Source organism: Oscillatoria nigro-viridis PCC 7112, from assembly GCF_000317475.1.
GTDB classification, from domain to species: Bacteria; Cyanobacteriota; Cyanobacteriia; order Cyanobacteriales; family Microcoleaceae; genus Microcoleus; species Microcoleus nigroviridis.
Map to the genome: position 1 here is coordinate 6,104,464 of NC_019729.1, position 24,846 is coordinate 6,129,309.

The 24,846-nt window shown below is 47.0% G+C and carries 19 protein-coding genes, 1 pseudogene and 1 CRISPR repeat array (1 of these 21 only partly in view); of the genes and pseudogenes, 8 read left to right on the forward strand and 12 right to left on the reverse strand.

The features are described 5' to 3' along the window. The first annotated feature begins 51 nt into the window (after positions 1–51). The 4 genes from OSC7112_RS25485 (at position 52) to OSC7112_RS25500 (ending at position 5,844) form a co-directional block, all read left to right on the forward strand. Positions 52–1,737 carry an adenylate/guanylate cyclase domain-containing protein gene (locus OSC7112_RS25485; RefSeq protein WP_041622736.1) on the forward strand — a complete coding sequence of 562 codons (1,686 nt, stop codon included), beginning with the start codon at positions 52–54 and terminating at the stop codon, positions 1,735–1,737. Positions 1,738–1,946: 209 nt separating this feature from the next. Beyond that, positions 1,947–2,933 (forward strand): GntR family transcriptional regulator, encoded by a 987-nt coding sequence (locus tag OSC7112_RS25490; RefSeq protein ID WP_015178597.1) that lies wholly within the window; start codon positions 1,947–1,949, stop codon positions 2,931–2,933. Between the two features lie 187 nt (positions 2,934–3,120). Continuing rightward, positions 3,121–3,795, forward strand: coding sequence for a nitroreductase family protein (locus OSC7112_RS25495; RefSeq protein WP_041623468.1), 675 nt, complete (start codon positions 3,121–3,123; stop codon positions 3,793–3,795). A gap of 159 nt (positions 3,796–3,954) precedes the next feature. Continuing rightward, positions 3,955–5,844 (forward strand): hypothetical protein, encoded by a 1,890-nt coding sequence (locus tag OSC7112_RS25500; protein ID WP_015178599.1) that lies wholly within the window; start codon positions 3,955–3,957, stop codon positions 5,842–5,844. 57 nt (positions 5,845–5,901) lie between these two features. Here the strand turns inward: OSC7112_RS25500 and OSC7112_RS25505 are convergent, their stop codons facing one another. The 10 genes and pseudogenes from OSC7112_RS25505 to rpmI all read right to left on the reverse strand — a co-directional run bounded on the left by OSC7112_RS25505 (position 5,902) and on the right by rpmI (position 13,151). Continuing rightward, complete coding sequence (locus tag OSC7112_RS25505) at positions 5,902–6,081, reverse strand: hypothetical protein (protein ID WP_041622737.1); 180 nt, start codon at positions 6,079–6,081, stop codon at positions 5,902–5,904. Continuing rightward, positions 6,051–6,440 (reverse strand): ISAzo13-like element transposase-related protein, encoded by a 390-nt coding sequence (locus OSC7112_RS36185; protein WP_317623959.1) that lies wholly within the window; start codon positions 6,438–6,440, stop codon positions 6,051–6,053. The genes OSC7112_RS25505 and OSC7112_RS36185 overlap by 31 nt, the downstream gene beginning before the upstream one ends. Further along, positions 6,409–7,620: an RNA-guided endonuclease InsQ/TnpB family protein gene (locus OSC7112_RS25510; protein WP_015178600.1), complete on the reverse strand. Its 1,212-nt coding sequence runs from the start codon at positions 7,618–7,620 to the stop codon at positions 6,409–6,411. Before OSC7112_RS25510 ends, OSC7112_RS36185 begins: the two co-directional genes overlap by 32 nt. Before the next feature lie 186 nt (positions 7,621–7,806). Beyond that, a pseudogene (locus OSC7112_RS25515) lies at positions 7,807–7,971 on the reverse strand (DUF4277 domain-containing protein); the annotation flags it as partial. Positions 7,972–8,362: 391 nt separating this feature from the next. Then, complete coding sequence (locus OSC7112_RS25520) at positions 8,363–10,558, reverse strand: sensor domain-containing diguanylate cyclase (RefSeq protein ID WP_015178602.1); 2,196 nt, start codon at positions 10,556–10,558, stop codon at positions 8,363–8,365. Further along, positions 10,555–11,163: a hypothetical protein gene (locus tag OSC7112_RS25525; protein ID WP_015178603.1), complete on the reverse strand. Its 609-nt coding sequence runs from the start codon at positions 11,161–11,163 to the stop codon at positions 10,555–10,557. Before OSC7112_RS25525 ends, OSC7112_RS25520 begins: the two co-directional genes overlap by 4 nt. Beyond that, positions 11,160–11,537: a response regulator gene (locus tag OSC7112_RS25530; protein ID WP_015178604.1), complete on the reverse strand. Its 378-nt coding sequence runs from the start codon at positions 11,535–11,537 to the stop codon at positions 11,160–11,162. Before OSC7112_RS25530 ends, OSC7112_RS25525 begins: the two co-directional genes overlap by 4 nt. Positions 11,538–11,774: 237 nt before the next feature. Further along, a complete protein-coding gene (locus OSC7112_RS25535; protein ID WP_015178605.1) occupies positions 11,775–12,305 on the reverse strand; it encodes a tetratricopeptide repeat protein in 531 nt (176 codons plus the stop codon). Positions 12,306–12,577: 272 nt separating this feature from the next. Further along, positions 12,578–12,934, reverse strand: coding sequence for a 50S ribosomal protein L20 (gene rplT / locus OSC7112_RS25540; RefSeq protein WP_015178606.1), 357 nt, complete (start codon positions 12,932–12,934; stop codon positions 12,578–12,580). 19 nt (positions 12,935–12,953) lie between these two features. Then, positions 12,954–13,151, reverse strand: coding sequence for a 50S ribosomal protein L35 (gene rpmI / locus OSC7112_RS25545; RefSeq protein ID WP_006634164.1), 198 nt, complete (start codon positions 13,149–13,151; stop codon positions 12,954–12,956). Between the two features lie 284 nt (positions 13,152–13,435). On the opposite strand from rpmI, the gene OSC7112_RS25550 reads away from it, so the two are divergent. Next, positions 13,436–14,074, forward strand: a complete 639-nt coding sequence (locus OSC7112_RS25550) for a DUF3578 domain-containing protein (RefSeq protein ID WP_041622738.1) — start codon at positions 13,436–13,438, stop codon at positions 14,072–14,074. 123 nt (positions 14,075–14,197) lie between these two features. Beyond that, a complete protein-coding gene (locus OSC7112_RS42470) occupies positions 14,198–14,434 on the forward strand; it encodes an HNH endonuclease (RefSeq protein WP_223300908.1) in 237 nt (78 codons plus the stop codon). A gap of 679 nt (positions 14,435–15,113) precedes the next feature. On the opposite strand, the gene OSC7112_RS25560 is transcribed toward OSC7112_RS42470, so the two are convergent. Together OSC7112_RS25560 and pdhA are read right to left on the reverse strand one after the other, a co-directional pair. Continuing rightward, positions 15,114–15,560: a retroviral-like aspartic protease family protein gene (locus OSC7112_RS25560; RefSeq protein ID WP_015178607.1), complete on the reverse strand. Its 447-nt coding sequence runs from the start codon at positions 15,558–15,560 to the stop codon at positions 15,114–15,116. 232 nt (positions 15,561–15,792) lie between these two features. Further along, positions 15,793–16,830, reverse strand: coding sequence for a pyruvate dehydrogenase (acetyl-transferring) E1 component subunit alpha (pdhA, locus tag OSC7112_RS25565; protein ID WP_015178608.1), 1,038 nt, complete (start codon positions 16,828–16,830; stop codon positions 15,793–15,795). A 446-nt stretch (positions 16,831–17,276) separates the two neighbouring features. Here pdhA and OSC7112_RS25570 point away from each other — a divergent pair, with 446 nt between their 5' ends. Together OSC7112_RS25570 and OSC7112_RS25575 are read left to right on the forward strand one after the other, a co-directional pair. Continuing rightward, positions 17,277–19,595, forward strand: a complete 2,319-nt coding sequence (locus tag OSC7112_RS25570; protein WP_015178609.1) for an IMS domain-containing protein — start codon at positions 17,277–17,279, stop codon at positions 19,593–19,595. A 430-nt stretch (positions 19,596–20,025) separates the two neighbouring features. Continuing rightward, positions 20,026–21,228, forward strand: a complete 1,203-nt coding sequence (locus OSC7112_RS25575) for a glycosyltransferase family 4 protein (protein ID WP_015178610.1) — start codon at positions 20,026–20,028, stop codon at positions 21,226–21,228. 80 nt (positions 21,229–21,308) lie between these two features. Then, a CRISPR array of direct repeats spans positions 21,309–24,846; the repeat unit is 37 nt; unit sequence GTTTCAATCCCTGATAGGGTTTTAGGTTTTTTCCGGC (it continues 1,546 nt past the right edge of the window).

The following is a 24,846-nucleotide window of genomic DNA, read 5'->3' on the forward strand; positions in this document are numbered from 1 at the left end:
GTTCGATCGCACATACGCAGTTCCATCCGGGGTGAAAAAAAATAAATAAAGATGAATAAAGGTTGGAAAACAAGTCTTTTGATATTAGTTAAAAAAGTAATCTCGCAAGTCAGAAAATTCGCAGCACTAATAGTTCCACGCATTGTTCGTAAACCTATATCCTCGCGGCCTCCGATGCAAGCTGCACCTTTGCCCAGCAACGAAGAAGAGAGGCTAGAAGCACTTCACCGCTACAACATTCTCGATACAGAAGCCGAAGCAGCTTTTGATGACCTAACAGCTTTAGCATCTTATATTTGTGGCACTCCTATTGCCTTAGTAAGCTTAATAGATTCTAACCGACAGTGGTTTAAATCTAAAGTCGGTCTGGAAGCGCCCGAAACTCCGAGAGAGTTAGCTTTTTGCGCCCACGCTATTTTAAATCCCAAGGAATTGCTAGTTGTACCCAATGCTCTAGATGACGATCGCTTTGCCGGCAATCCGCTAGTAACTTCCGATCCAAATATTCGGTTTTATGCTGGAGCCCCGCTAGTAACTCCTGACGGTTATCCGATCGGCACTTTGTGCGCGATAGATACAATCCCTCGCAATCTCACCCCACAGCAGCTAGAAGCGCTGCGGACTTTAGGACGGCAAATTATCAACCAGATGGAGTTGCGAATAAATATAACTAAATTAAAGCGCGCACAGATCAAGAACAAACAAGTAGAAGAAAAACTGCGTTCTACAGACGAGCAAATTGTCAATTTTTTAGAAGGAATGAGCGATGCTTTTTTTGCTTTCGACACCCAGTGGCGATTTACTTACGTCAATTACAAAGGATCGCAATTTTTGAAGCGCTCGCAGGAAGAACTTTACGGTAAAAATTTTTGGGAAGAGTTTCCCGAATTCGTGAATTCGGATTTTTATAAAGAGTATCATGAAGCTGTAGCCAAACAAATTGGAGTGGCTTTTGAAAAATATTATCGTCCCTTAAAAGTGTGGTTGGGAGTCCGGGTTTTTCCTTCTCACGACGGCATTTCTGTGTTTTTTCATGATATAACTAAGCGCAGGAAGATGGAATCGGCACTCAGGAAAGAACAGAAAAAAACTGAAAGTTTACTGCTAAATATTTTGCCAGAACCGATCGCCGACAGGTTGAAGTACCAACCGGGGCTAATTGCAGATAAGTTTGAAAAAGCAACAATTCTTTTTGCCGATTTGGTGAATTTTACCAGAATTTCTACCACCATGCCTGCAACTAAATTAGTATTTTTGCTGAATGAAATTTTCTCAACTTTCGACCAACTGAGCGAGAAGCACGGGTTAGAAAAAATCAAGACGATCGGGGACGCTTACATGGTAGCAGGCGGCATTCCCATTGAACGCCCGGACCACGCAGAGGCGATCGCCGAAATGGCGCTGGATATGCTAGCAGCAATTGATGAATTAAATGTGAAGCTAGACGCGAAATTTGACCTCCGCATCGGGATTAATAGCGGCCCGGTGGTAGCGGGGGTAATCGGCACTAAAAAATTTATTTACGATTTGTGGGGAAATGCCGTGAATACAGCCAGCCGCATGGAATCTCACGGCATAACAGGTCGCATTCAAGTCAGCCACTATACTTATAAGTTGCTGCAGGATAAATATGAATTTGAAGATCGCGGCGAGATCGAGATTAAAGGTAAAGGGCAAATGCGGACTTATTTGCTGACGGGTAGAAAAACAGCAAGCGATCTCAAAATTGCAGAGTAAATAAAACTAAGACTTGAAAGTACCTGATTGTTGAGGGAAACTCCAGAGGCTGCGATTAATCATCTCTTCGGCGCGATCGCCCGCTCGGCAGAACGGCTGCCGCAGAGCGACCAAATAAGATTATGCTATAGACAGAGATATCCGAGCAATCCTAGGCGCGGTACTCGACGTTATAAAAATACTAAGTTGAAGTCCTCGGAGCCTTTAATATGGTTCAATTTCATATTCAAACCGATAGCGATATTCCAGCATCCACCCAACTATTCAATCAAATCAGGTTTGCGATCGCCTCGCGACAATTTCCGCCCGGACACCGCTTGCCCAGCACCAGACAGCTAGCCATGCAGACGGGTTTGCACCGCAACACCATCAGCAAAGTCTACCGACAGCTCGAAAATACCGGACTCGTAGAAGCCCAAGCCGGATCGGGCATTTACGTCCGCGCTCAAGGCAACGAAGTGGTAGGCAACAAACTCAAATCTCCGATCCTCGAAGAATATCCCCTTGCCAACAAAATAGTGCAAGGAAGTATCGATCAACTGCTGGGACAGGGCTGTACGCTCAACCAAGCGAGGGAATTATTTTTGACCGAAATTGACTGGCGGCTCAGGTGCAGCGCCCGAGTGCTCGTCACAGCCCCCACAGAAGACATCGGCGTGGGTGAACTGATGGCGAAAGAACTCGAACAAGCTCTTCGCATTCCCATACAGTTAGTGCCGATGGAACAGCTAGGTACTTTTTTGGATCAAATCTCTTCGGGAACTGTGATCACGAGTCGATATTTTATCGGAGAAGCAGAATCGATTTCGGCACCGCGTTCAGTGCGAGTTATTCCCGTAGACATCTACGACTACAGCCAGGAAATCCAGCTAGTTGGGGGTTTGCCGAAAGACAGTTATTTGGGTCTCGTTAGCCTGAGTCCGGGAATGCTGCGATCGACCGAAGTCATCATCCACAGCATCCGGGGAGAGGATTTGCTGGTGATGACGGCCTTGGTGTCAGACGAATACAAGATTAACTCGATCGTGCGATCGGCCAGAACAATTTTTTGCGACCAACCGAGTTTTGCTACAGTAAAAGCTGCCATCAATGCGGCTAGAGAAGATATTATTCGTCCCCCGCAACTGATATGCTCCGAAAATTACATCGGCTCTAAGTCGATTAATTTGCTCAAGCGCGAGTTGGGCTTGGGATGACGAAGGAAGAAGGAAGAAGGAAGAAGGAAGAATGCAGAGGGAAGAAGGAAGAAGGAAGAAAAACAATTCAACTTTTTTAAGTTACCAATCCCAATGCCCAATGCCCCATGCCCCAATCCCAATGCCCCATGCCCTGCGCGGGCCAATGCCCAATTACCGATTACCAATTACCAATTACCAATTATCCATGACAATTGAAATCCAACCTTCAATTAATGTTAAAACCGCGATCGAAAGCCGCCGCGCCGCCCGCAGCTTCAAACCAGATCCGATTCCCCCAGCAATATTGGCAGAGATTTTGCGGTTGGGAGTGCGATCGCCCTCTGGTTACAATTTACAGCCTTGGCGGTTTATCGTACTTCAAGATCCAGCCAGCAAACAAAAATTAAAAGCTTGCGCCTTCGATCAGCGCCAAGTGGTAGAAGCCCCAGTAGTCTTAATCTGTTGTGGCGACCGGCGCGCCGCCAGCCCCGAAAACACCGAAGCCGTCATCGAATTGGGCAAAGCCACAGGGGCAATGAATGACAATTTAGCCGGTTATATGCGACAAGCAATCCCGCAATTGTTCGAGAACCGTCCCTGCTTCGACTCCCTAGAAGCTTGGACAAACAGACATACAATGCTCGCAGTAGCCCACTTAATGATTGCAGCTAAAAGTTTTGGGGTAGACAGTTGTCCGATGGAAGGTTTTGTCAGCGCTAAGGTGAAAGAAGCCTTTCAAATTCCCGAAGAAGTAGATGTTTGCTGTTTGCTGCCGCTTGGTTATGCAGCAGAACCTTTCAAACAATATGGCGGACGTTTTGACGTGACTCAAGTTTATTACAGCGAAAGTTATGGACAGGCATTGTCAGTTGAGATTTGAGAGTTAAGATTTTTTGGCAACTTGAATTTTCAGAGTTAAGATTGGGAATGAATCGGGGCTCAAGTTCAAACAGATCAAAAATCCCGACTCTTCTGCAATCTAAAATCTAAAATCCCCAATCTAAAATCGAAAGTGGTGATATCAGAGAGAGGAAAAAATATGACAGCAGCAACGCGACAAAGCAACGCCCAAATTCTAGAAGTAAAATTGCAGCAACACTTGCAAGCAGCCGGATTTAAAAACTTACCGCTTTATATTAGTTGCGATGTTCGAGATGAATCTTTAACGGTTGTGGGAGAACACCCGCGCAGTTTAGTTCTCAAAGCCAAACCGACTTTTGCGGTGCTAGAAGCAGCAATTCTCGAAATAGAACCAGCATCTATTCAACAGATTGGACTTTGCCTAAAAATTACCGGGCAAAAACAGCCTTATGCTTTCCATTCTTTTACCATGCACAACCCTGTTTTGTCAAGACCAAAAACAGTGCAGTTGTTAAAAAAAACAGAGAATATCCCCGCAGCAGAAACCGGGATAGTCTTAACAGAAAATGTGGCGCAGACGGCGGATGTAGAGGAGGAGATACCGTTAGAAACGGATGGGAAAGATGCGTGGGATGAAGAATATTTCCCCAATTTGTCTGAGAGTTCCAGCAATTCCGCTCCGATCGCCTTTAAAGTAGCTGCCATACCCACAGATATTGCAGACAATCCCTTCAATCCGCTGGATATGGAAGCGGTAACAGTTGCCCAAAAACCCAAGCATTCACCGTTGGCGATGCTGGCTGCAGCAGGAATGGTCAGCATGGCGGCGCTAATTTTGGCAGGCGGTTATTATATGCTGAGCCGCCCCTGCGTCATCGGAGAATGTACTGCATTAGCTAATGCCAAACAGTTGAGCGAGAATTCGACGAAGACGCTGAAAACCTCAAAAGTTGCCAACAGCCCCCAAGAAGCGCAGCGACAGTTAAAACAGGCGATCGCCCTTTTAGAACCGATTCCCTCCTGGTCAATTCATCGCGGTGAAGCTCAAAGCGCTCTGGAAAGCTACCGTTCGCAAAATCAGAATTTAAACTCTGCGATCGATGCAGCGCGCCTCGCACAGTCAGCAGCCCAGAAAACCCAAAATCCGCCTTATTCTGCCGAGAACGGGCAAGAAGCGCAATCTCTGTGGCAAAGTGCGATCGCCGAACTCGGAGAAATCCCCACAGACAGCCCAGTTTATCAGTTCGCTCAGAGAAAAACGAAGGAATACCGGAAAAATTTAGCAACTGGAAATCGCCAGTTAAGCACAGAGAAAAAAGCCGAAAAAACGCTGCTCGCGGCCAAAAGTAGAGCCCAAATAGCAGAAGCTCGCGAAGCCGTAGCTCAGACAGCCGAGACTTGGACTCAAGTACAATCAGGTTGGGAAGAATCCCTCGACATCCTATCAGAAATTCCCACGAGCACGACATCTTACCAACAAGCTAAACTGTTAGTTCCCAAATACGAAACCAAACTTTCAGAAGCTCGCGAGCGCAAAAATGTCGAAGGAATTTCGGAAAATGCGTATACTCAAGCTGTGACTTTAGCAGCGGAAGCTCAAATTTTTGAGGGCAAAAACGCCTGGTTTAAAGCATCAGAATCCTGGCGAAGAGCTTTGAGTTACGCGGAACAAGTGCCGGCGGCAACTGCCTATTCTCAGAAAGCCCAACCCCTGATCGCTTCCTACAAAACTTCATTGCAGCAAGCAGAAGTAAGGTTGCAGGAAGAAAGAAATCTGCAAAAAGCCCGCACGGATTTAGATAGAACTTGTAAAGGCAACCCCAAGATTTGCGACTATACTGTTAGCAAAGATTTGATTGCCGTACAGATGACTCCCGGTTACGTGCAGAAACTGCAACAAACCTTCATCCAAGCAAACAACAACAATGCTGTGAAGACTCGCCAAGCTGTAGAAAAGCACGTTCAAACATTGCAAAAAGCTTTGGAGGCGATCGCCGAAAACGCCAAAATCCCGATGCAGGTGTATGATGGCGAAGGCAAGCGGATTGCGAGTCACGAACCGAAGTAGTTGTAGTTGTACGGTGCGTGAGGGCGAAAAATCTGTCAGACTGAGCAATATTTACACTCACGCATCGCCAGCAATTTCATCCGCAGTCAATCCAGCTTGAAAAACTTGTTGCGCCGTTAGTTTCACCTCTGGAAAAGTTGGCGACTCGATTATCTCATCACCGCGAAATTGACTAAGGAATGAAAATTTAATAACTTTAGCGTCTGCTAAATAGTCGGAACTGCACGATAATTCCATTTTGGTAGATATTCATCAAAAATAATTTTCATTTTTTCTTTAAATCCCTTAGCTACTTTTAGACCACTTTCATAAATTTTATCGCTCACATTTACTACCACAGAAAGCCCGGTTTTAGTATGAGTTTTTGCCCTGAGTTTTTTCACTAACTCAAGAGGAGTAAAAATTACTCCTTGACAGGCTCTGGTTACGTGAGGAAACAAACGATGTTCAATCGGATTATACTTCGATGTATAGGGGGGATAGTGTGCGATTCTAATTTCTATTCCTAGCTCGTCAACTAATTTTTCTTGCTCTCCTGAACTTATGGTTTTGACACTCTCCTGGCTAAAGCCGAGGAGATTCTTGATTCGCAGAATCGACTTGCCGGTGCAGAATTACTTCAACATCGGTAGCGGTCAATTCTCCACAAGCGTTCGGATCTAAGATCCAAGTTCCGACGTGCCCCGCCGTACTCAATCCCCGACTTAGGATATTTTTAGCTGCGTTCCAGTCACGATCTAATACGCATCCACACCGACAAGCGTGGGTTCGCGTTGAGAGACTTTTCTTAACAATTGTTCCGCAACTAGAGCATTCTTGACTTGTTCCGTTAGCTGGCACAGCAATCGTAATTCTTCCGAATACTTTGCCAAAATATTCCAACCAAATTCGGAACATATACCAAGATGCGTCGTTAATCGATTTTGCTAGAGAGTGATTCTTCACCATATTTTTAATCCTCAAATCTTCGTAGACTACGCAGTCGTTAGACTGGATGACGCATCTTGCCAACTTCACGGCAAAATCTTTACGCTGTCTGCTGATTTTGAGGTGGCGCTTTCCTAGAATTGCTCTAGCTTTTTTTCTGTTTTGCGAACCCTTGACTCGTTTTGAAACTCGTTTTTGGGCTTTCTTCAACCTGCGTTCTCCCTTGCGGAGGAAACGCGGGTTATCAACTGCAATGCCATTTGAGTCAGTGTAAAACTCTTTAAGTCCTACATCTAACCCGATGGCGTTACCCGTGATTTCAATCTTTTCAGAACGGTCAACTTGAATGCAAAACTGGACATAATATCCGTCTGCCCGTCTCACCAAACGTACTCGTTTGATTTGACTGCGCTGAGAGAAATGTAAGTCGCGCGTTCCTTTTAATTTAAGTTTGCCGATTCCTTTTTTATCGGTAAAAGTGATTGATTTTCTGTCGTCTGCCAGACGCCAGCCCGTAGTCTTGTATTCGACGGAGCGGTTGTGTTTCTGAAATTGCGGGAATCCTTTTTTTCCTGGGACTTTCTTTTTACAGTTGTCGTAGAATCGGGAGATTGCCGACCACGCTCTTTCTGAGCTCGATTGTCGAGCCATGCTGTTCAAGTCATCGCCAAACGGAAATTCCTTAGCTAAAACAGCGCTATACTTGTTCAATGCGTATTTATCAACTTTTTCGTTTTCCATCCAAAACCGCAGTGCTTTGTTTCGGATGAACTGCACCGTTCTAATCGCTTCATCTACAGCGTCAAATTGCTGTTTTTTCCCGTATGCCTTGAACTCAAAAACTAACATGACTTCGACCTCATCACGATAGTCTTATGCTACCAGAGTTGGCTTAATATCCCTCGAGTTGTTCACCAAGATTTACATGGTTTTACTTGACAGCGCCATCCTGAGAGCTCAGAAAATAGACTGGGAGGCTAAAGCCTCTTTGTCCCTTTCATCCCCGGACTAAAGTCGCGGGGTTTTCAGGGTATTATTTATAATCATGGCTTTAACTACCAGCCCAGGACTGACTGTCTCGCCCGGTTGTTCGCCTACTAATTCATTGATTTTTTGGACAATTCCTAGGTCATCAACTAGACCTGCTACCAATCCCAGATGGTCTAAGTTTTCTACTTTCATGGAAGATGCTTTCTGCATGGGCTGCTGAATCCTGATTTGAGCGTTCATACCCAGCGCAACTTTACACTATTTTTGGTGATGATTGACTATGGTTGCCATCGCAATTCAGGCATTTTCGCCATCACTCAGGTAACAGTGAGGTCATAAACTTGGTTTGTGACGAGCGCAATTTTAACCTACATCAGATTTAACTCACGCCCTCACGTCTATGATCGGGAATTCTTAACGCTCGTGATGCCAGCGTGACCGAGATTATTCAGTATTTTTACTCACTATTGTTTCGGATGATTCACTTTACCCCCTCAATCCGCGTATGTGCCAGTTGTGGGTGCGGAATGCGGGTTATTATACTACCGCGAAAGTGACACAAGAGGGATAACTACTCCGAATCAACAAATAGTGCAATTAGTCAAGCGCTAGTGGGAGAGGGTAAATTAGTATTGGGTAGGGAAAAATCTACAGGAAGTATCGAAGTGCCTGTCCCATTCGGCTTGCCCGCAGCAGGCTCAGGCTGGTATAGTTGGATACGAGCACGCCCAAGTCGTTTAGCTTGATAAAGCGCTTGGTCGGCTGCGGCAATCAGAATTTCGGCTCCCGATTCAGATCCAGGAACAATACTCGCTACGCCCAGGCTGAGAGTGACGTACTGGCTCACCTGAGAACCAGCGTGAGGAAGCTGCAAAGCTGCGATTTTGAGCTGTATGTGTTCGGCTACCAGCACGGCGCCTTGAATCGCGGTATTGGGCAAAATAACGGCAAATTCTTCGCCTCCGTAGCGAGCTACTAAATCGGCGGGGCGATTGACTGCATTGCCGATCGCCGCGGCGACTTGCCGCAAACATTCGTCTCCCCCTGGGTGCCCGTAGGTATCGTTGTAACTTTTAAAAGAATCAATATCGCAGAGAATCAGCGACAGAGGCGTTTGTTCCCGCGCTTGTCTTCGCCACTCCACTTCTAAATACCGATCGAAGCGGCGGCGGTTTGCTAGCTGCGTGAGTTCGTCTAAACTGGCCAAGCGCTCTAACTTGAGGTTGGCGGCTTGCAACTGCTGGTATAGTTCTGCTTGCTTGATGGCGATCGCCAACTGGGTGGCCAGAGAAGACAGCAACTCTACTTCCAACTGCATCCACTGCCGGGGACTGCACTGGTGGGCCATCAGCAGCCCCCACAACTCGTCTCCTTGCACTAGCGGTACCACCAAAGAAGCTTTTACATCAAATTGTGCGAGCAAGTCAATTTGATATTGTGGCAAATCGGCGGCCGAGACATCGGCGATCGGTCGGATCGCTCGATGTTGGTACGCTTCGAGATAGAACTGATCAAAACAGAAATTTTCCAGGGTTTCCCCCAACATCGGCTGGCAGTTGGCAGCTACAGATTCGACTGTTACCGCCCCCGTCGCCGGGCCGGCGCAGAGACTGCCGGTACAGGTGTTAAAGCGGACGATCATCACTCGATCGGCCTGAAGGAACTGGCGCACTTCTGTCACTGTCGTGCTGAGCACTTCGCCCAAATCCAAAGACTGGCGGATGTGCTGAGTAATTGTCGCCATCAGCAGTTCTCGTTCGTTCTGCTGCCGCAGCGTCTCTTCTGCCCGCTTGTACTCGGTGATATCTTGAGCGGTGCCGAAAATTTGTTTGGGGCAGCCGTCGGCTGTGCGGGCGAAAACTTGGTCGCGGCAGCGGAACCAGCGCCATTGGCCCGATCGATGTTTGAGCCGATACTCCAACTCCAAAATATGCCCGTCTTGAGTCAAGGGAAATTTTTGCTGGTGGGCTTTGAGCCTCGGCAAATCTTCTGGGTACACCAAACTCGAGTACAAAGCAGTTTGCATCTGTAAAATTTCTTGGGGAGTGTAGCCCAGCAATTTAGAAGCTTGACCGTTGACGTAGACGTTGCGCTGTTGGGTCAAATCGTAGATGTAGAGCAAATAAGGCGCCGCGTCAGCAATTTGCTGGATGAAATGCTGGCTCGATCGCAATTCTTCCTCCACCCGCTGGCGCACTTGCACTTCTTCCAAAGCTTGATCCCGCATTGTGCGGTAAGCTTGGATGCGGTGGGTGAGGTCGGTCACGTCTTGAATCACCAGCAGCGCGTAGAACGATGGGGCATTGACCCCCGGCCATATTGATGACGAAGCTGAGGGTGGAGATTCCCTAGACAAAAAAGCACTTGTTGGCGATCCGACTCCGACAGTACCGTCTGATTCCAACTCAAGAGTATGGAGAATCCAGTCTCTAATCTCCTGTTCTTCAATGCCAGCCTCCAGTGCCGGCACAGCCGTCACAGTAGTTTGCTGAATTCGCTGCTGGCCGTCTTGCCAAGTTGCCGGAATCAGGTGTTTGTGAATTTGAGAAGAAAAAATTGTTGGCGGGCCTCCTGCAAAGATTTGCTTGAAGCGAGTGGCGTACTTTAGCTGACTCAGGTGAGGAAAATGGGCTGTGATCTTTGTTCCCAATATTTGGCTGCGGGGAATTTTTGTCCACTCTTCCAGACAAGTGTTCCAAAACAGCACCACAAAATCATCTTGCAGCAAGCAGGCGCCGACTGGTACGCTGTCGAGAACCCCAAACTTTTCCTTAATACTTTTGCTCTCCTCAATCATAGACCCCCGGCAAGTTGATTGATAGCAGTCAACAAGGTGTCAAAGGAATTAACATTGAAAATAAGAATGATATCTCCTTCAATGTGAAGCCTTTCAATCATGAAACTGGTCTGGGCTAATAAAACAACTGTATCAGTAGCTAAACCGCCAGATATCAGCAAATTAGCAATCGTCCCTTCGCTATAGGTGGGAATTGAGTAGTTCAGGCGCTGCTGAAGTACGTTGCTGATTGCACCCATGACCCCATTAATTACAATATTTCCCACTTCACTCAGCGTACCAATTTTGACTGAATCGAGATCGTGAGTTCCAACTTCTTCACCTGTAAGCATTGTCACCAGCAAGGCAGCGCTGTTGGTGGGAAAGACTAGCTGGGCAATGCCTCCAAAGGAGCCTGTGAATTTGAGCTGGACAGCGGCGATTGGCTCGCCGTTGAGGTGCTGCTCTAACTCTTCTTCCACGTCGATGGGAGTCAGGATTTGAAGGTAGGGGATTTGCAAGCGAATCGGGGAGTCGATCATGTCGTTCAAAACCCCTGCGGCTTGACCGATCCCGATGTTGACGAGTTCCTGCAAAGCATCGAGCTGTCGAGTGCTTAATTTCATTGGGTGCTCTCCTCGCTGACACTGACAGCTTTTTTGATCCACCCGATCAGTTCGTCTGAGTTGGGCATTTTGTGAATGACTGCCAGGGCCCCGAGTTCCATGCACTCGGAGCGGGTGCTTGCTTGGATGTCTGCGGTAATTACGATCACTGGAATTTTGTATCCTCGATCGCGCATGGCTTGCAGGACTTCCCGACCTTCCATTTCTGGCATCAGCAGATCTAAGAGCATACAGTTTGGGGTTTTAGTGCCGAGCTGTTCTAGAGCTTCTGGGCCGCTGGATGCTTCCCAAGTGTCGTATCCTTCTGCTCGCAGGATTTTGCAGATTACCCTGCGAGTCAACCACGAATCTTCGACAACGAGAATTGATGTCACTACGTTCTCCTCCTTCTATTGTTTAGAACTGACCGGCGTTGCAGGTACTGCTTTTATCTTGACAGTAATTTAAAGTGGTGGGACGGTGTGCGATCGAGCTTCACTTGGAATTCCTGTTCTTAAAAACTAACGCATTAATGTGTTGGATAGTTTAGTATCTTGGACTATATGAAGAAAAAACCCGGTTTCTGAATGAAACCAGGTTTGCGGGATCTCTATTGCTCATAACATGGGCGCTCAATTATAGATTACCAAACGCTTCCGAAGGGACTCTACTCGCTGTTTGGCCGTGGTATTGTCTGGATCGCAGGCGAGAGCTTGTTCGTACATTTCCAAGGCTTGAGCTGTTAATTTCTTGCGCTCGTAGGCGTGAGCCAGGTTGTTGAGACATGTAACGTATTCTGGCTGCAACTTCAGGGCTTCTTTGTACTGGCGGATGGCGATGTCGTACTGTTCTTGGCCGAAGTGTGCAAAACCGAGGGCGTTGTAAATAACAGCTTGATTTTCTTCGCCTTCTAAGTCTTTGGCTTTCAGGGCTTTTTGAAACAGTACGATCGCCTGGGAGTAAAGCTTCTTATCTACATAGATACTTCCTAATTCGTAGTATTCCTGTGCTGTTCCTTTTTCTACTGTCAGCTTATTTTCTAAGCGTTCCAGAGACATTTCCAACTTCCGAGTTTTGAGAATCTGGCGCACCACAAACCAGGAAGTGCTGCCGAGTATAGCGAGCAGGACTGACAAGTAAATAATGAGCAAATTACTATCCATGTTTTTCTTAAAATTAGGTAGGTCTGTGGAAGGTCTTATTTATTTTAAGGCGCTAGCCATCTCTGACATTGGCCTCTGCAACTGTATAAAAAACAAGGAAATAGCGATCGACCGGCCCGATCGCGATTTCTGAAAAAGCCAGAGTCCAGAAGTAAGAACAAAGAAGGAAAGTTTGTCTCAACCTCCTCAATTTATCAGGAGTTTTCCTTCTCTGGCAGACCGTTAAATCTTTCTTACTTCTGCTTTCTGCCTTCTGAAAATCAAGCGAACTTTCAGGCTCCGGCTCGATTAGCCATTTCCACGACTTTACCGAATGTTGCGGGGTCAACGATCGCCATTTGTGCCAGCATTTTGCGGTTGATTTCGATGTTGGCTTTTTTCATGTTGCCGATCAGTCTGCTGTAGCTCGTGCCGTGCTGGCGCGATGCGGCATTGATCCGAGCAATCCACAGGCGGCGGAAATCGCGTTTGCGTTTTTTGCGATCGCGATAACCGTTACGCAGGGCCTGCATCACCCGTTGGTTAGCTGTGCGGAACTGTTTGGACTGTGCGCCTCGGAAACCCTTGGCTAATTTGAGAATTTTTTTGCGGCGCGCTCTGGCGACATTACCGCGTTTTACCCGTGTCATCTTTAATTTCCGTTAAACTTTACAAGTATGGAAGCATTAACCGCACGTTAGCGTCGTTGGTCTCGTCGATGACGACCAGCTTAGAGAGACGGCTTTTGCGAGCTGAACTTTTGTGCTGTAGCAAGTGGCTTTTGTAAGCTTTGCGGCGCACAATTTTACCGCTGCCGGTCGCTCTAAAGCGCTTTGCGGCTGCTTTGCGAGTTTTGAGTTTTGGCATGAACTGGTGTTATTTGGACACAAGCTTATACCGTATCACGTTTGTGGTACTTTCTGCAAGGCAGATTTGCTGGTTGGGGGTAGCGCTGCATTTGCGGCGATATACAGGATGGGCGATCGGCTAATCTTGTGGTTGTTTGCTGCAGTTAACACCTAGTATAGAATGTTATACCGCAGTTGCGGTATAATTAAGGGTTATACTCTAAGTTATCGGCAGGGTTAATATTTGAAAGCTGCTGGTGAGGCACGATAATTAAATCGAAGATGCAACATTAATTATTGGTTATGGCGCTTAGAGAGTCCATTGAAAAAATCCTTTGGGAATATCCATTGGTCAGTAAGGACAACTTCCAGGGACATTCCTTTGCTAGTTATGTCAAAAATGTAGTGCCGAAATCAATAAGTGCTTCATTGGAATTACCAGAAATCTATAGCGTAGAAGCTTCAGCAGGTAAGGGTTCTTGGGCTAAAGTTCCTTGGATAGCAATATTTAACAAGCTTGTAACTGAGAGTGTCCAGTCGGGGTTTTACTGTGTTTATTTATTTCGCGCCGACTTCTCTGGCGTTTATCTTTCTCTCAATCAAGGAATAGCAGATAAAAGAAAGAAGTTCGGACTTGGGAAGTCGAGGGACATGGTAAGGGATCAAGCACAACTATTTAAAGATAAGCTTGGTTCTGACAAGCTCAGAGAATTTTCCGAACCTCTCGATCTTCAGCTTGATTCGGTTCCCAAAAAAACTACTTCTAGAAGGCTTGGACTTGCTTATGAAGCAGGAAACATAGCATCGAAGTTTTATTCAAGGGAATCACTTCCTGATGACAAGGAGTTGGTAGACGATGTTAGGAAAGTGCTTGAAATTTACTTCTCCCTGTTTGAGGAGGTTTCTTTGAAGGAGGAGGCTGATTCTGATTTGTTCAAGTAGGTTTCTTTGAAGAAGGAGGCTAAGAACAATGAACAAAAAAAAGAATGGTTTGAAGATCCGACAAAGTATAGACTTCATCGAGTAACAGAACGAAATCAGACGTTATCTAAAAAAGTTAAGCAGTTGCAAGGATATGAGTGCAAAGCGTGCGGTTTTGATTTTGAGTCTCGATACGGAGAAATAGGCAGAGGATACATAGAAGCTCATCATAATGTCCCAATTTCTAACTTGAGCGGGGCAAAGATTCAACTAGATCCGCTTAAGGATTTTACTGTGCTATGCTCAAATTGCCATAGTATGATTCATCGCATTAAACCAACGCCAACCCTAGAGGAGTTTAGGAAAAACTTGCAGATATAGTATGAGTATTTGAATGTTGATTTCGGGGTATAACAAGGGCTTGCAATAGTTAGAGTAAAATAAACCCATGCAAGTTATAGCAGCTAAATCCTATATAGAGTAACGGAAAAAGGTTTTTCTTTCAAATCCGGGAGATACTGTTGGCCTATACATTAGACATCTTGCAAAAGAAGGCGGGCGTAATTGCTTCTGTGCGCCTATGATTCTATTGATATTTAGGAATTTTTATGAATAACTAAAAATTTTGAAACTGGGATAGATAACTTACATTTTCCAAAGTTTGGTGCGACGTAAGTGGAAAATTTATGTACAATTATTAGAGACTTCTTGGCGATTTTTTAAGCTGAGCTACATCAAATTTTGGCGTTGCTGATTTACGGTATGAAAGGCTAAATATGCCAGTCATAGAAACCAGTATCCACAAAGCTTGGGAATTTTCAACTTATTTTTTTCATACCCTGATTAAGCAACGCCTAATTTTATTGTAAGTCTTGCGTTGGTTTTGGGAACCTTTTACCTGTTTTGATGCTTGGCGCTGTAAAGATGAGTTTGAAGAATGGCTCTACGACTAAAAGCCTTCGTAAACCTTGGAATATGTGCTGATTAAAAATGCTGGCATCATGCCGATATCGGCACTCGAACATCACAAATAAAGGAGGTATTTAAGCTGGATTGAGTATTAAACTCTCAATACAGGCCTTTCGGGATTTTCGGGATTGGGAACTAGACGCTGATTTTTGCAATCTACCAGCAAATCTAAAGTTTCTAACACAGTTTGACCGATGAGCACCATATCCCCTAAAACCATTGCCGCCTCAATTGTCTCCCGCCCTTCTATTTCAATGATAACAGGCCCTGTTAATCCCACTGTTTCTTGTCTGCCATCGGCATATTTTGCTATTTCTTGACTCCGAATTCTTAAGCCGAGGTGTTCGCAGACTTCTACAGGAATAGCTGTGCGTACTGCACCAGTATCTATCAGTGCTTCTGCTTCGTACACGCGCAACAGATTTGGATTGAGCAATCCTCTCTTGACTAACTCTTCATCAATGGCATTGGTTAGCTTGACTTTGACTCGAACTGCACCCATATTTTTGCTGGCTTGAGTTAGATCGAGATTTATCATATCGCCTCTTTTCGTCTAAAAAGTCTACCTTTGATTCTAGCAATAATTTATGGTAGTAAGGTTCGCGGTGCACACCCTACAAGTAAAGTTTGTACGTAAGTCTTACAGCGTATTTCCGGTTTAGGAAGTGCAGTAGGGACAAAGGGTTTCGCCCTGTCCCTACGGGGTTCTATCACTCTTGTGGGGTGGGCATCCTGCCCGCCCTAAACATACAAGTTAAATGCACAACAGCTTACTCATCTTCTGCATAGATAAACCGATACAATTCGCTAGGATCTGGCTCGGCGCTTTTCTCAGCAAAATCGACTGCATCATCAATTACTGCTTGAATTTTATTATCGATCTCTTTCAATTCTTCAGCAGTCGCCAAAGTTCGATCGATCAACTCAGCAGCCAACTTCTTAATCGGATCGCGGGGGAACCAATATTCCTTCTCTTCCTTAGAACGCAACTCATCAGGATCGGCCAAAGAATGGCCGCGAAAGCGATAAGTCAAAGCCTCGATCAAAGTCGGTCCTTCGCCGGCTCGCGCCCGCGCTACAGCTTCTTTCGCGACTTCCCGCACCGCCAAAACATCCATCCCGTCAACCTCGACGCCAGCCATGCCAAAAGCATGAGCCTTCTTGTAAATCAGCGGGTCAGAAGTAGCTCGTTCGTGGGCCATCCCGATCGCCCATTTGTTGTTTTCCACAACATAAATAATCGGCAACTTCCACAAAGCCGCCATATTCAAACATTCAAAAAACTGCCCGTTATTTGCAGCACCATCGCCAAAAAAACAAGCAGTCACCCCATCGGAACTCTCATCCCCCAAAGCTTCGCGGCGGTACTTCGATTGAAAAGCCGCCCCCGTAGCTACAGGAATCCCCTCAGCCACAAAAGCATAACCTCCCAACAGTCGGTGTTCGGCCGAAAACATGTGCATCGAACCGCCGCGGCCCTTAGAGCAACCAGTTTCCTTCCCGAACAACTCCGCCATTACCTCCCGCGCCGGGACGCCCGCGCTCAAAGCGTGAACGTGATCGCGGTAGGTGCTGCTGACGTAATCGGTGTCATCCCGGCGCATCGATCGAATCACGCCAGTAGACACAGCTTCCTGACCGTTGTACAAGTGGACAAAACCAAACATTTTGCCCCGGTAGTACATCTCAGCACACTTGTCCTCAAAATAGCGCCCCAAGACCATATCCTCGTAGAGCATCAAGCCCTCATCCCGAGAAATGTTTACGCTTTGCGCGTCAAAAACTGGTAAAGTCCGTTCCTGAACCATAAATAATTAATACCCGACGATCGGCTTCCTAGACATCTAAATTTAAACCGAGATGGGACACAACCGCAGCAGAAAACGATCGCACCTTTGCTCCGCAGCAGTTCACCAATTGTTAAAATGAGTTTGGCCCTCGGGGCGGATTGCCGGGACTCGGAGAACCAACTCCCATCTAAACCCCATGCCAACGAATGATATAATTCCATTACTCTCAAACCCGAAAATGCTCAAGAGTGAAACAACTCATCGATCTGACGGTCAGTAGGGCAAGACATTTTCCTCACTGTAAAAAGCTGTAGAGGAAAAAAATCAGAGGAGATCTACGGCAAGTCCAAGATACCGTGAATTGGGCGGTTGGAAGCCAACACCAGAATTTTTGATTTGGTTTGCGGGAGTATCTCACTTAAGATAGGCTAATTCAGTTGCTAGCGCTTTGGGGAAGTGGACGAGTGTTAATTCCACTAGATTACTACCGGATTTTGGGTCTACCGATTCAAGCTACTGCCGAGCAGTTGCAGCAGGCTCACCGCGATCGAACTTTACAGCTTCCGCGCAGGGAGTATTCCGAAGTTGCGATCGTCGCCCGCAAACAACTGCTCGATGAAGCCTGCGCCGTTCTGTCAGACTCAGACGGGCGCAAAGCTTACGATGCCAGTTTTTTAGCCAAAACTTACGATCGAGAGTCGGAAGCCGCACAGGAAGCCAAGCACCAGAGGTTAAAAACCTCAGCAGGTACGGCCACATTTCTGCAAGACGCAGGAGAAACCGCTCCGGAGTCCAAGGCTTTAGAGGCTGCTCCCGACCCCCACACTCCAAGTATTGAAATCGATGACAACCAATTCGTAGGAGCCCTGCTCATACTGCAAGAACTGGGGGAATACGAACTCGTACAGAAGCTGGGTCGCCCGTATCTTAACAATGGCAGCATCGCGATCGCAGAAGGTCGTTTCGGCGACAAAGAGCTCGTGAGGCCAGATATAGTTTTAACCGTCAGCCTTGCCTGTCTAGAACTCGGCCGCGAACAGTGGCAGCAAGGTCAGTACGAAAATGCCGCACGATCGTTAGAAGCAGGTCAAGAATTGCTGCTGCTTGAGGGCCTATTTGCAAGCGTGAGGGGTGAAATGCAAGCCGACATATACAAACTCCGTCCGTACAACATTTTAGAGCTTTTATCACTCCCCGAAGAAAAAGTCGCCGAGCGTCGCCGGGGACTGCAAATCCTGCGAGAAATGCTTCAAGAACGAGGCGGTATCGACGGTTCGGGAGACGATCGATCGGGTTTAGGAATAGAAGACTTCCTCCGGTTCGTGCAGCAAATGCGTAAACACCTAACCAGCAGCGAGCAGCAGGCGCTATTTGAAGCCGAAGCCGGCCGCCCCTCCGCAGTCGCCACTTACCTCTCGGTCTACACCCTGTTAGCCCAAGGATTTGCCGCCAGACAGCCATCGATGATCCGTCGGGCAAAGCTGATGCTGATGCAGCTCGGTCGCCGCCAAGACGTTCACCTGGAAAAAGCCGTCTGTTCCCTGCTGCTGGGCCAGACAGAAGAAGCCAGCAGAGCCCTCGAACTCAGTTCGGAAAAAGAACCCCTGGCCTTCATTCGCGAACATTCCCAAGATTCACCCGACTTGTTGCCCGGACTGTGCTTGTACGCCGAACACTGGCTACAAGAAGAAGTGTTTCCCCACTTCCGCGACTTGGCCAACGAGTCAGTGTCCTTAAAAGACTACTTTGCCGACCCGAAAGTACAAGCTTACCTAGAAGCTTTGCCACAGGACGCAGAAACCGCCAACGAATGGGTCGTCGTGCAGCCCCGCTCCGGCAAGCTCTCGGGGCGACTGCAACCGACAGCAGGCAGATCGCCCGCTGCCATACCCCCACAGCCACCCACAGCCAAGCAGGGAGCCAGTACCGTCACCTTGACCCCCGTACCGGGCGACGCTTCCACCGCAGCCTCGGGCGCCAAACCCCAGGCAACGGCGGCCGCGCCGAGCGCTGTTGCCCCCGTCTCTATCCCGATAGCTACAGTGCCACACCCCGCAGACTCGACTGCCAAACAACGCAGGCGCCAACATTCAGGGCGCAGCGGAGCAATCGGTCATGGGGTAAAGGGCAATTTGGTCGATCGGGCGCGCACCAAGGCAGCAGAAATTACCGCCCAAGTCAAGTCCATGCCTCCAAACAGGCTGGCTTTGTTTCTAGTAGCAGGTGTCCTGAGCCTGTTACTCCTGTGGTTAATACTCAGTCTGTTGGCTAGCGCGATGCAAGCCCTATCGGGCCCATCCCTCCAAGGAGAGCAAGCCCTCCTCCGCCTGGAAGAACCGCCCCTAGAAATTCCTGCCTTGGCCGCGGCCCCAGAGCCGAGCGCAGCAGGCCCAGTGTCGGGAGAAATCACTGAGCAATCAGCAAGAGACTTAGTTCAAAGCTGGCTGTCGGCTAAAGCAGCGGCTTTGGGCCCCAATCACGCTGTCGAAGAATTAAAGCAAGTTCTGACAGAACCGGCTTTGTCTCGCTGGCAATTGATGGCAGAAGCTCAACAGCGAAACAACGCGCACCAGCGTTACGTACACAAGCTGGAAGTTAGTGGAGTTAAGACGAATCCGACTAATCCCGATCGCGCCCAAGTAGAAGCGCAAGTCTCGGAAAAAGCCGAAGTGTTCGATCGTTCTCAACTCGTTTCTTCGCGCAATGAAAACCTGCGGGTTCGCTACGACTTGATCCGCCAAGACGGACAGTGGCGGATTATGGATTGGCAAGTGATTAAGTAAGGAATTGGTAATTAGTAATTGAGCAGAAGGAGTCATATTATGTCCGGTCAATTACCCCTAATACGGTAGGGGCGGGTTCACGAAAAATATCTGCCAACAATCTCCAATCTCAAAAACCCGCCCTTTTAATTGCGGTCACTCGATCGGACATGATATCAGAAGTCAGAAGTCAGAAGATAGAAGACAGAATTCAGAATACACCATGCCCCAAGTCAGGGGTAACGGTCACGGAAAGAATTTTTTGCGATCCACGATTAAAATCGCGGGCTTTAAACCTCGATTCTCCATCAGTCGCACAGAATCAATTCTGGATTCTGGCTCCTGAATTCTGAATTATTCTTCGGTAATTGATAATTTATGCTTGCTATTTGCTAATTACCAATTTCTCATTATTAGTTAAATTTTTAATTCCAAAAGCGGGAGTTTTGAATTGCAGATTATTGTTGAAGGCTGGCGTTTTATTTATCATTCCTATTGCGTAGCCAATCAATTTCAACTGCTGGAAATGCTCGATAGCCCGCGAGGAAAAATTGAGCTTTTCCACCGCGATATGCCCTACATTGACGCAGCTTGGGAGACGAAAATTAGTTTGTTCGATCGCCCAAATGAAACATTACTTCGCAGCATTAAGAGCCCTGCGGTAAATCAGTCAGCGGATGTTACCCTGCGAATGTACTGCCCGTGGGACTTCTCGGCATCCAGCAGCGCTCAAACTTGGGTATTTGCAGCCACAGAATGGGGGATTGTTACGAGTTCAGTATTACAGGCGATGGGTGTTAAGTCGATCGCCCAAACCCCGGTTAATTCAGAAACGAAAATTATTACACCTTCAGCTTGGTCAAAAGCCGGCTTAATTCGCAGCGGAGTTGAGGCCGATCGCATTGCCGTCGTACCTTTGGGAGTCGATCCTCAGATTTATTATCCTGCTGCGGGCGATCGGCGTCAATCGCTGCGCCAAAGCTTGGGCTGGTCAAACTATTTTATATTTTTAAACATCGGAGGACAAACCGATCGCAAAGGTATTCGCCCTTTATTAAAAGCCTTCGCTGCGGTAGTTGACAAATATCCAGATGCGAGATTAGTTTTAAAAGGTTCGGAACTGCTTTATCCGTCGAGAGACGAGATTGCTGAAGCCTGCCGAGTTGTGCTCAACGGTGCGGAAAGAGCGAGGGTTTTACCGAGATTAATTTATACTGGTAGCCAGCTATCTTTTGCTCAAATAGCAGAGTTTTACCAAGCAGCAGATGTTTATGTTTCTCCCTATTTGGCAGAAGGTTTTAATCTGCCGGTGTTGGAAGCAGCAGCTTGCGGTTTGCCGGTTATTTGCACTGCAGGTGGCCCTACGGATGATTTTACGCGATCGGACTTTGCAATGCGGATTGAGAGTAAATTTACGGCTGTGGCGAGTGACGGGGAAACCTTATTTATCTTAGCTCCTGAGTGGGAACATTTGGCTGATTTGATGCAAAGGGCGATCGAACAGCCTGGAATCGCTGCGAAAGCGAGGGTTGCGGGCCCGGCTTTTGTGGCTGAAAATTTTACTTGGAGGCGTGTAGTCGATCGATTGCTTGAGGTTATGGGAGGAGATAAAAAGAGAGAGGAGAGGTCTATTTTTGAGCCAATCATTTTGTAGGTTGGACGTTTCAAGCCCTAGATGGGGAAATAGGTTTTTTCCGGCGCACTGGGATATCGCAGCTTTGAAACCTACTGTCAGTTTCAATCCCTGATAGGGTTTTAGGTTTTTTCCGGCTGTCAGGAATCGATCAGAGTGTTGGAAGTATTGAGTTTCAATCCCTGATAGGGTTTTAGGTTTTTTCCGGCTGAGTGCTCTTGCCAAAGATGTCTAAGGTTCCTTGTTTCAATCCCTGATAGGGTTTTAGGTTTTTTCCGGCTCAAGCTGGTTAGTCTGGCGCAGTTTTTCCCGTGCCGTTTCAATCCCTGATAGGGTTTTAGGTTTTTTCCGGCTATTAATCCTTTTAGCAGATATCTGGGCGCCTAGTTTCAATCCCTGATAGGGTTTTAGGTTTTTTCCGGCAGTCGTCGGGGTCTGGCGGTTCGTCGGTCGATTCGTTTCAATCCCTGATAGGGTTTTAGGTTTTTTCCGGCATTCTGATGCGCTTTCCCAGATGGGAGGATTGCTCCGTTTGTTTCAATCCCTGATAGGGTTTTAGGTTTTTTCCGGCATGATTGTCGATCGCAATTTGATGTTTCTGATGATTCTTGTTTCAATCCCTGATAGGGTTTTAGGTTTTTTCCGGCTTAATGATAGGTGACTGCACGCGATTTAAATGAGTTTCAATCCCTGATAGGGTTTTAGGTTTTTTCCGGCTTCAGCGTCAAGCGCCTTCGCCTGGTACGAATTGTTTCAATCCCTGATAGGGTTTTAGGTTTTTTCCGGCAATCGTTCCTTGGGACTTCCCCGCCCCGATGGGGGTTTCAATCCCTGATAGGGTTTTAGGTTTTTTCCGGCGGCACTTACTCTTACTACTGGCGCAAGCATCTCAAAAGTTTCAATCCCTGATAGGGTTTTAGGTTTTTTCCGGCATACAGAAGGCTAAAGGGCGATGGCTGGTAGTGTTTGTTTCAATCCCTGATAGGGTTTTAGGTTTTTTCCGGCCTCAAAAGATAACTTGCAGCGGACTTTAAATCCTTAGTTTCAATCCCTGATAGGGTTTTAGGTTTTTTCCGGCGAATATATGCACCGCTTCCCCCCTAGGCAGAAAGGGTTAGTTTCAATCCCTGATAGGGTTTTAGGTTTTTTCCGGCTTTTTCATAAGAATGGGAGGAAGCGATCGCCCTGTTTCAATCCCTGATAGGGTTTTAGGTTTTTTCCGGCTGATTGATTCGCGCTTCCTGGGCGCGAGACTTTGCAACGTTTCAATCCCTGATAGGGTTTTAGGTTTTTTCCGGCGAGATTGCGATTGTCCGTAGCGTCGCATCGCGGCCCGGTTTCAATCCCTGATAGGGTTTTAGGTTTTTTCCGGCTCTTCCTCTGCTTGCACCAATGCCTTGAGAGCTTCGTTTCAATCCCTGATAGGGTTTTAGGTTTTTTCCGGCTCAGGTTCACAGTGCAGTTCACGCGATTTGTTCTGTTTCAATCCCTGATAGGGTTTTAGGTTTTTTCCGGCGTTGCTTATCAACCCATTCAACAACAGCCAAAGGTTCGTTTCAATCCCTGATAGGGTTTTAGGTTTTTTCCGGCACAGCGAAGGCAGCCGAGGCCCACGAACCAGAGCCCGGTTTCAATCCCTGATAGGGTTTTAGGTTTTTTCCGGCTAATTTTCTTGCTAACGAACCGACCACCGATGCGTTTCAATCCCTGATAGGGTTTTAGGTTTTTTCCGGCCTAATTGTCCAAAAGTTGGATTAAGAACTGCCGCGTTTCAATCCCTGATAGGGTTTTAGGTTTTTTCCGGCTTTTCGCTAAAGAAGCCTCGAAAGGCGACACGGGCGGTGTTTCAATCCCTGATAGGGTTTTAGGTTTTTTCCGGCTGATGCGCGTGTAGGATGCGCGCCCCCCGTTGGATTGTTTCAATCCCTGATAGGGTTTTAGGTTTTTTCCGGCGTATCTAAACCAGGTGACAAGCAAGGAGCAAATTCTTTGGTTTCAATCCCTGATAGGGTTTTAGGTTTTTTCCGGCAAAAACGAGGTGACTAAAGGGTTTAAAAAATCTAGTTTCAATCCCTGATAGGGTTTTAGGTTTTTTCCGGCGCACTTATCTTGGCTGCGCGTAATAATTATAAAAGTGTTTCAATCCCTGATAGGGTTTTAGGTTTTTTCCGGCGATACTTTACGGATTTTGAAAAGCGCTGCTCGATCGCGTTTCAATCCCTGATAGGGTTTTAGGTTTTTTCCGGCACCTAATTTAACGGCTTTTGTTCGGTAATTCCGGTTTCAATCCCTGATAGGGTTTTAGGTTTTTTCCGGCGCGAATGAGTGAGATTTAGTCAAGAAGTGAACCCGTTTCAATCCCTGATAGGGTTTTAGGTTTTTTCCGGCTTTCCTGGAGCTTGTCTGTCGGTCGCTCACCTCTTGCTCCTTCGGTTTCAATCCCTGATAGGGTTTTAGGTTTTTTCCGGCAAATAATCCCGAAACAGCATCACATTGAAAATCGAGTTTCAATCCCTGATAGGGTTTTAGGTTTTTTCCGGCGCTAGGAGCGATCGCACTTCTTGCACTTTTGCCCGTTTCAATCCCTGATAGGGTTTTAGGTTTTTTCCGGCTGTTGGGCCAGATTTTCTGGCTCCGAAGTTAATGTTTCAATCCCTGATAGGGTTTTAGGTTTTTTCCGGCGCAAGGCAAAATACTGGATCTGTCGGCTCAAAAACTGGGTTTCAATCCCTGATAGGGTTTTAGGTTTTTTCCGGCGGGATGCCCTAAATTTTACGGGCAGTTAAGAGGACGTTTCAATCCCTGATAGGGTTTTAGGTTTTTTCCGGCTATTTACCTCAAATTTCTTGACAGTGGCAGGACTGTTTCAATCCCTGATAGGGTTTTAGGTTTTTTCCGGCTCTCGAAAGCTTGGAAGATTGGTTGGAGCGAAACCCTGGTTTGTTTCAATCCCTGATAGGGTTTTAGGTTTTTTCCGGCTTCGGCCAGGCGCATTCTTAAGCGCGGCAGCTACTGGGTATGTTTCAATCCCTGATAGGGTTTTAGGTTTTTTCCGGCGGGGCGGGAGATGGCTCCCGCTGGAGTGCAGCCTTTTGTGCGTTTCAATCCCTGATAGGGTTTTAGGTTTTTTCCGGCGCGTACTGGGGAAGGTGACCGGGCAATTCTTACCGATTGTTTCAATCCCTGATAGGGTTTTAGGTTTTTTCCGGCTGTGCGGTATCCGCACCACAAAGTCCGCCCGATCGGTTTCAATCCCTGATAGGGTTTTAGGTTTTTTCCGGCTTGGGTACGATAAGCCCCAGCCCGGATTACTCTAGTTTCAATCCCTGATAGGGTTTTAGGTTTTTTCCGGCGCACCGACCGAGCCGATCGCACCGACCGACGTAGCCGCAATCAAGTTTCAATCCCTGATAGGGTTTTAGGTTTTTTCCGGCTTAGTCAAATGTAACCTTAATTGATAGGAATAGAAGAGTTTCAATCCCTGATAGGGTTTTAGGTTTTTTCCGGCGGGGCCCGATTAGTTTCAGTGGCTCCCTAATCCGTTTCAATCCCTGATAGGGTTTTAGGTTTTTTCCGGCATTGAAAACTTTTAAATTACCTCTGTCCTCATCAAGTTTCAATCCCTGATAGGGTTTTAGG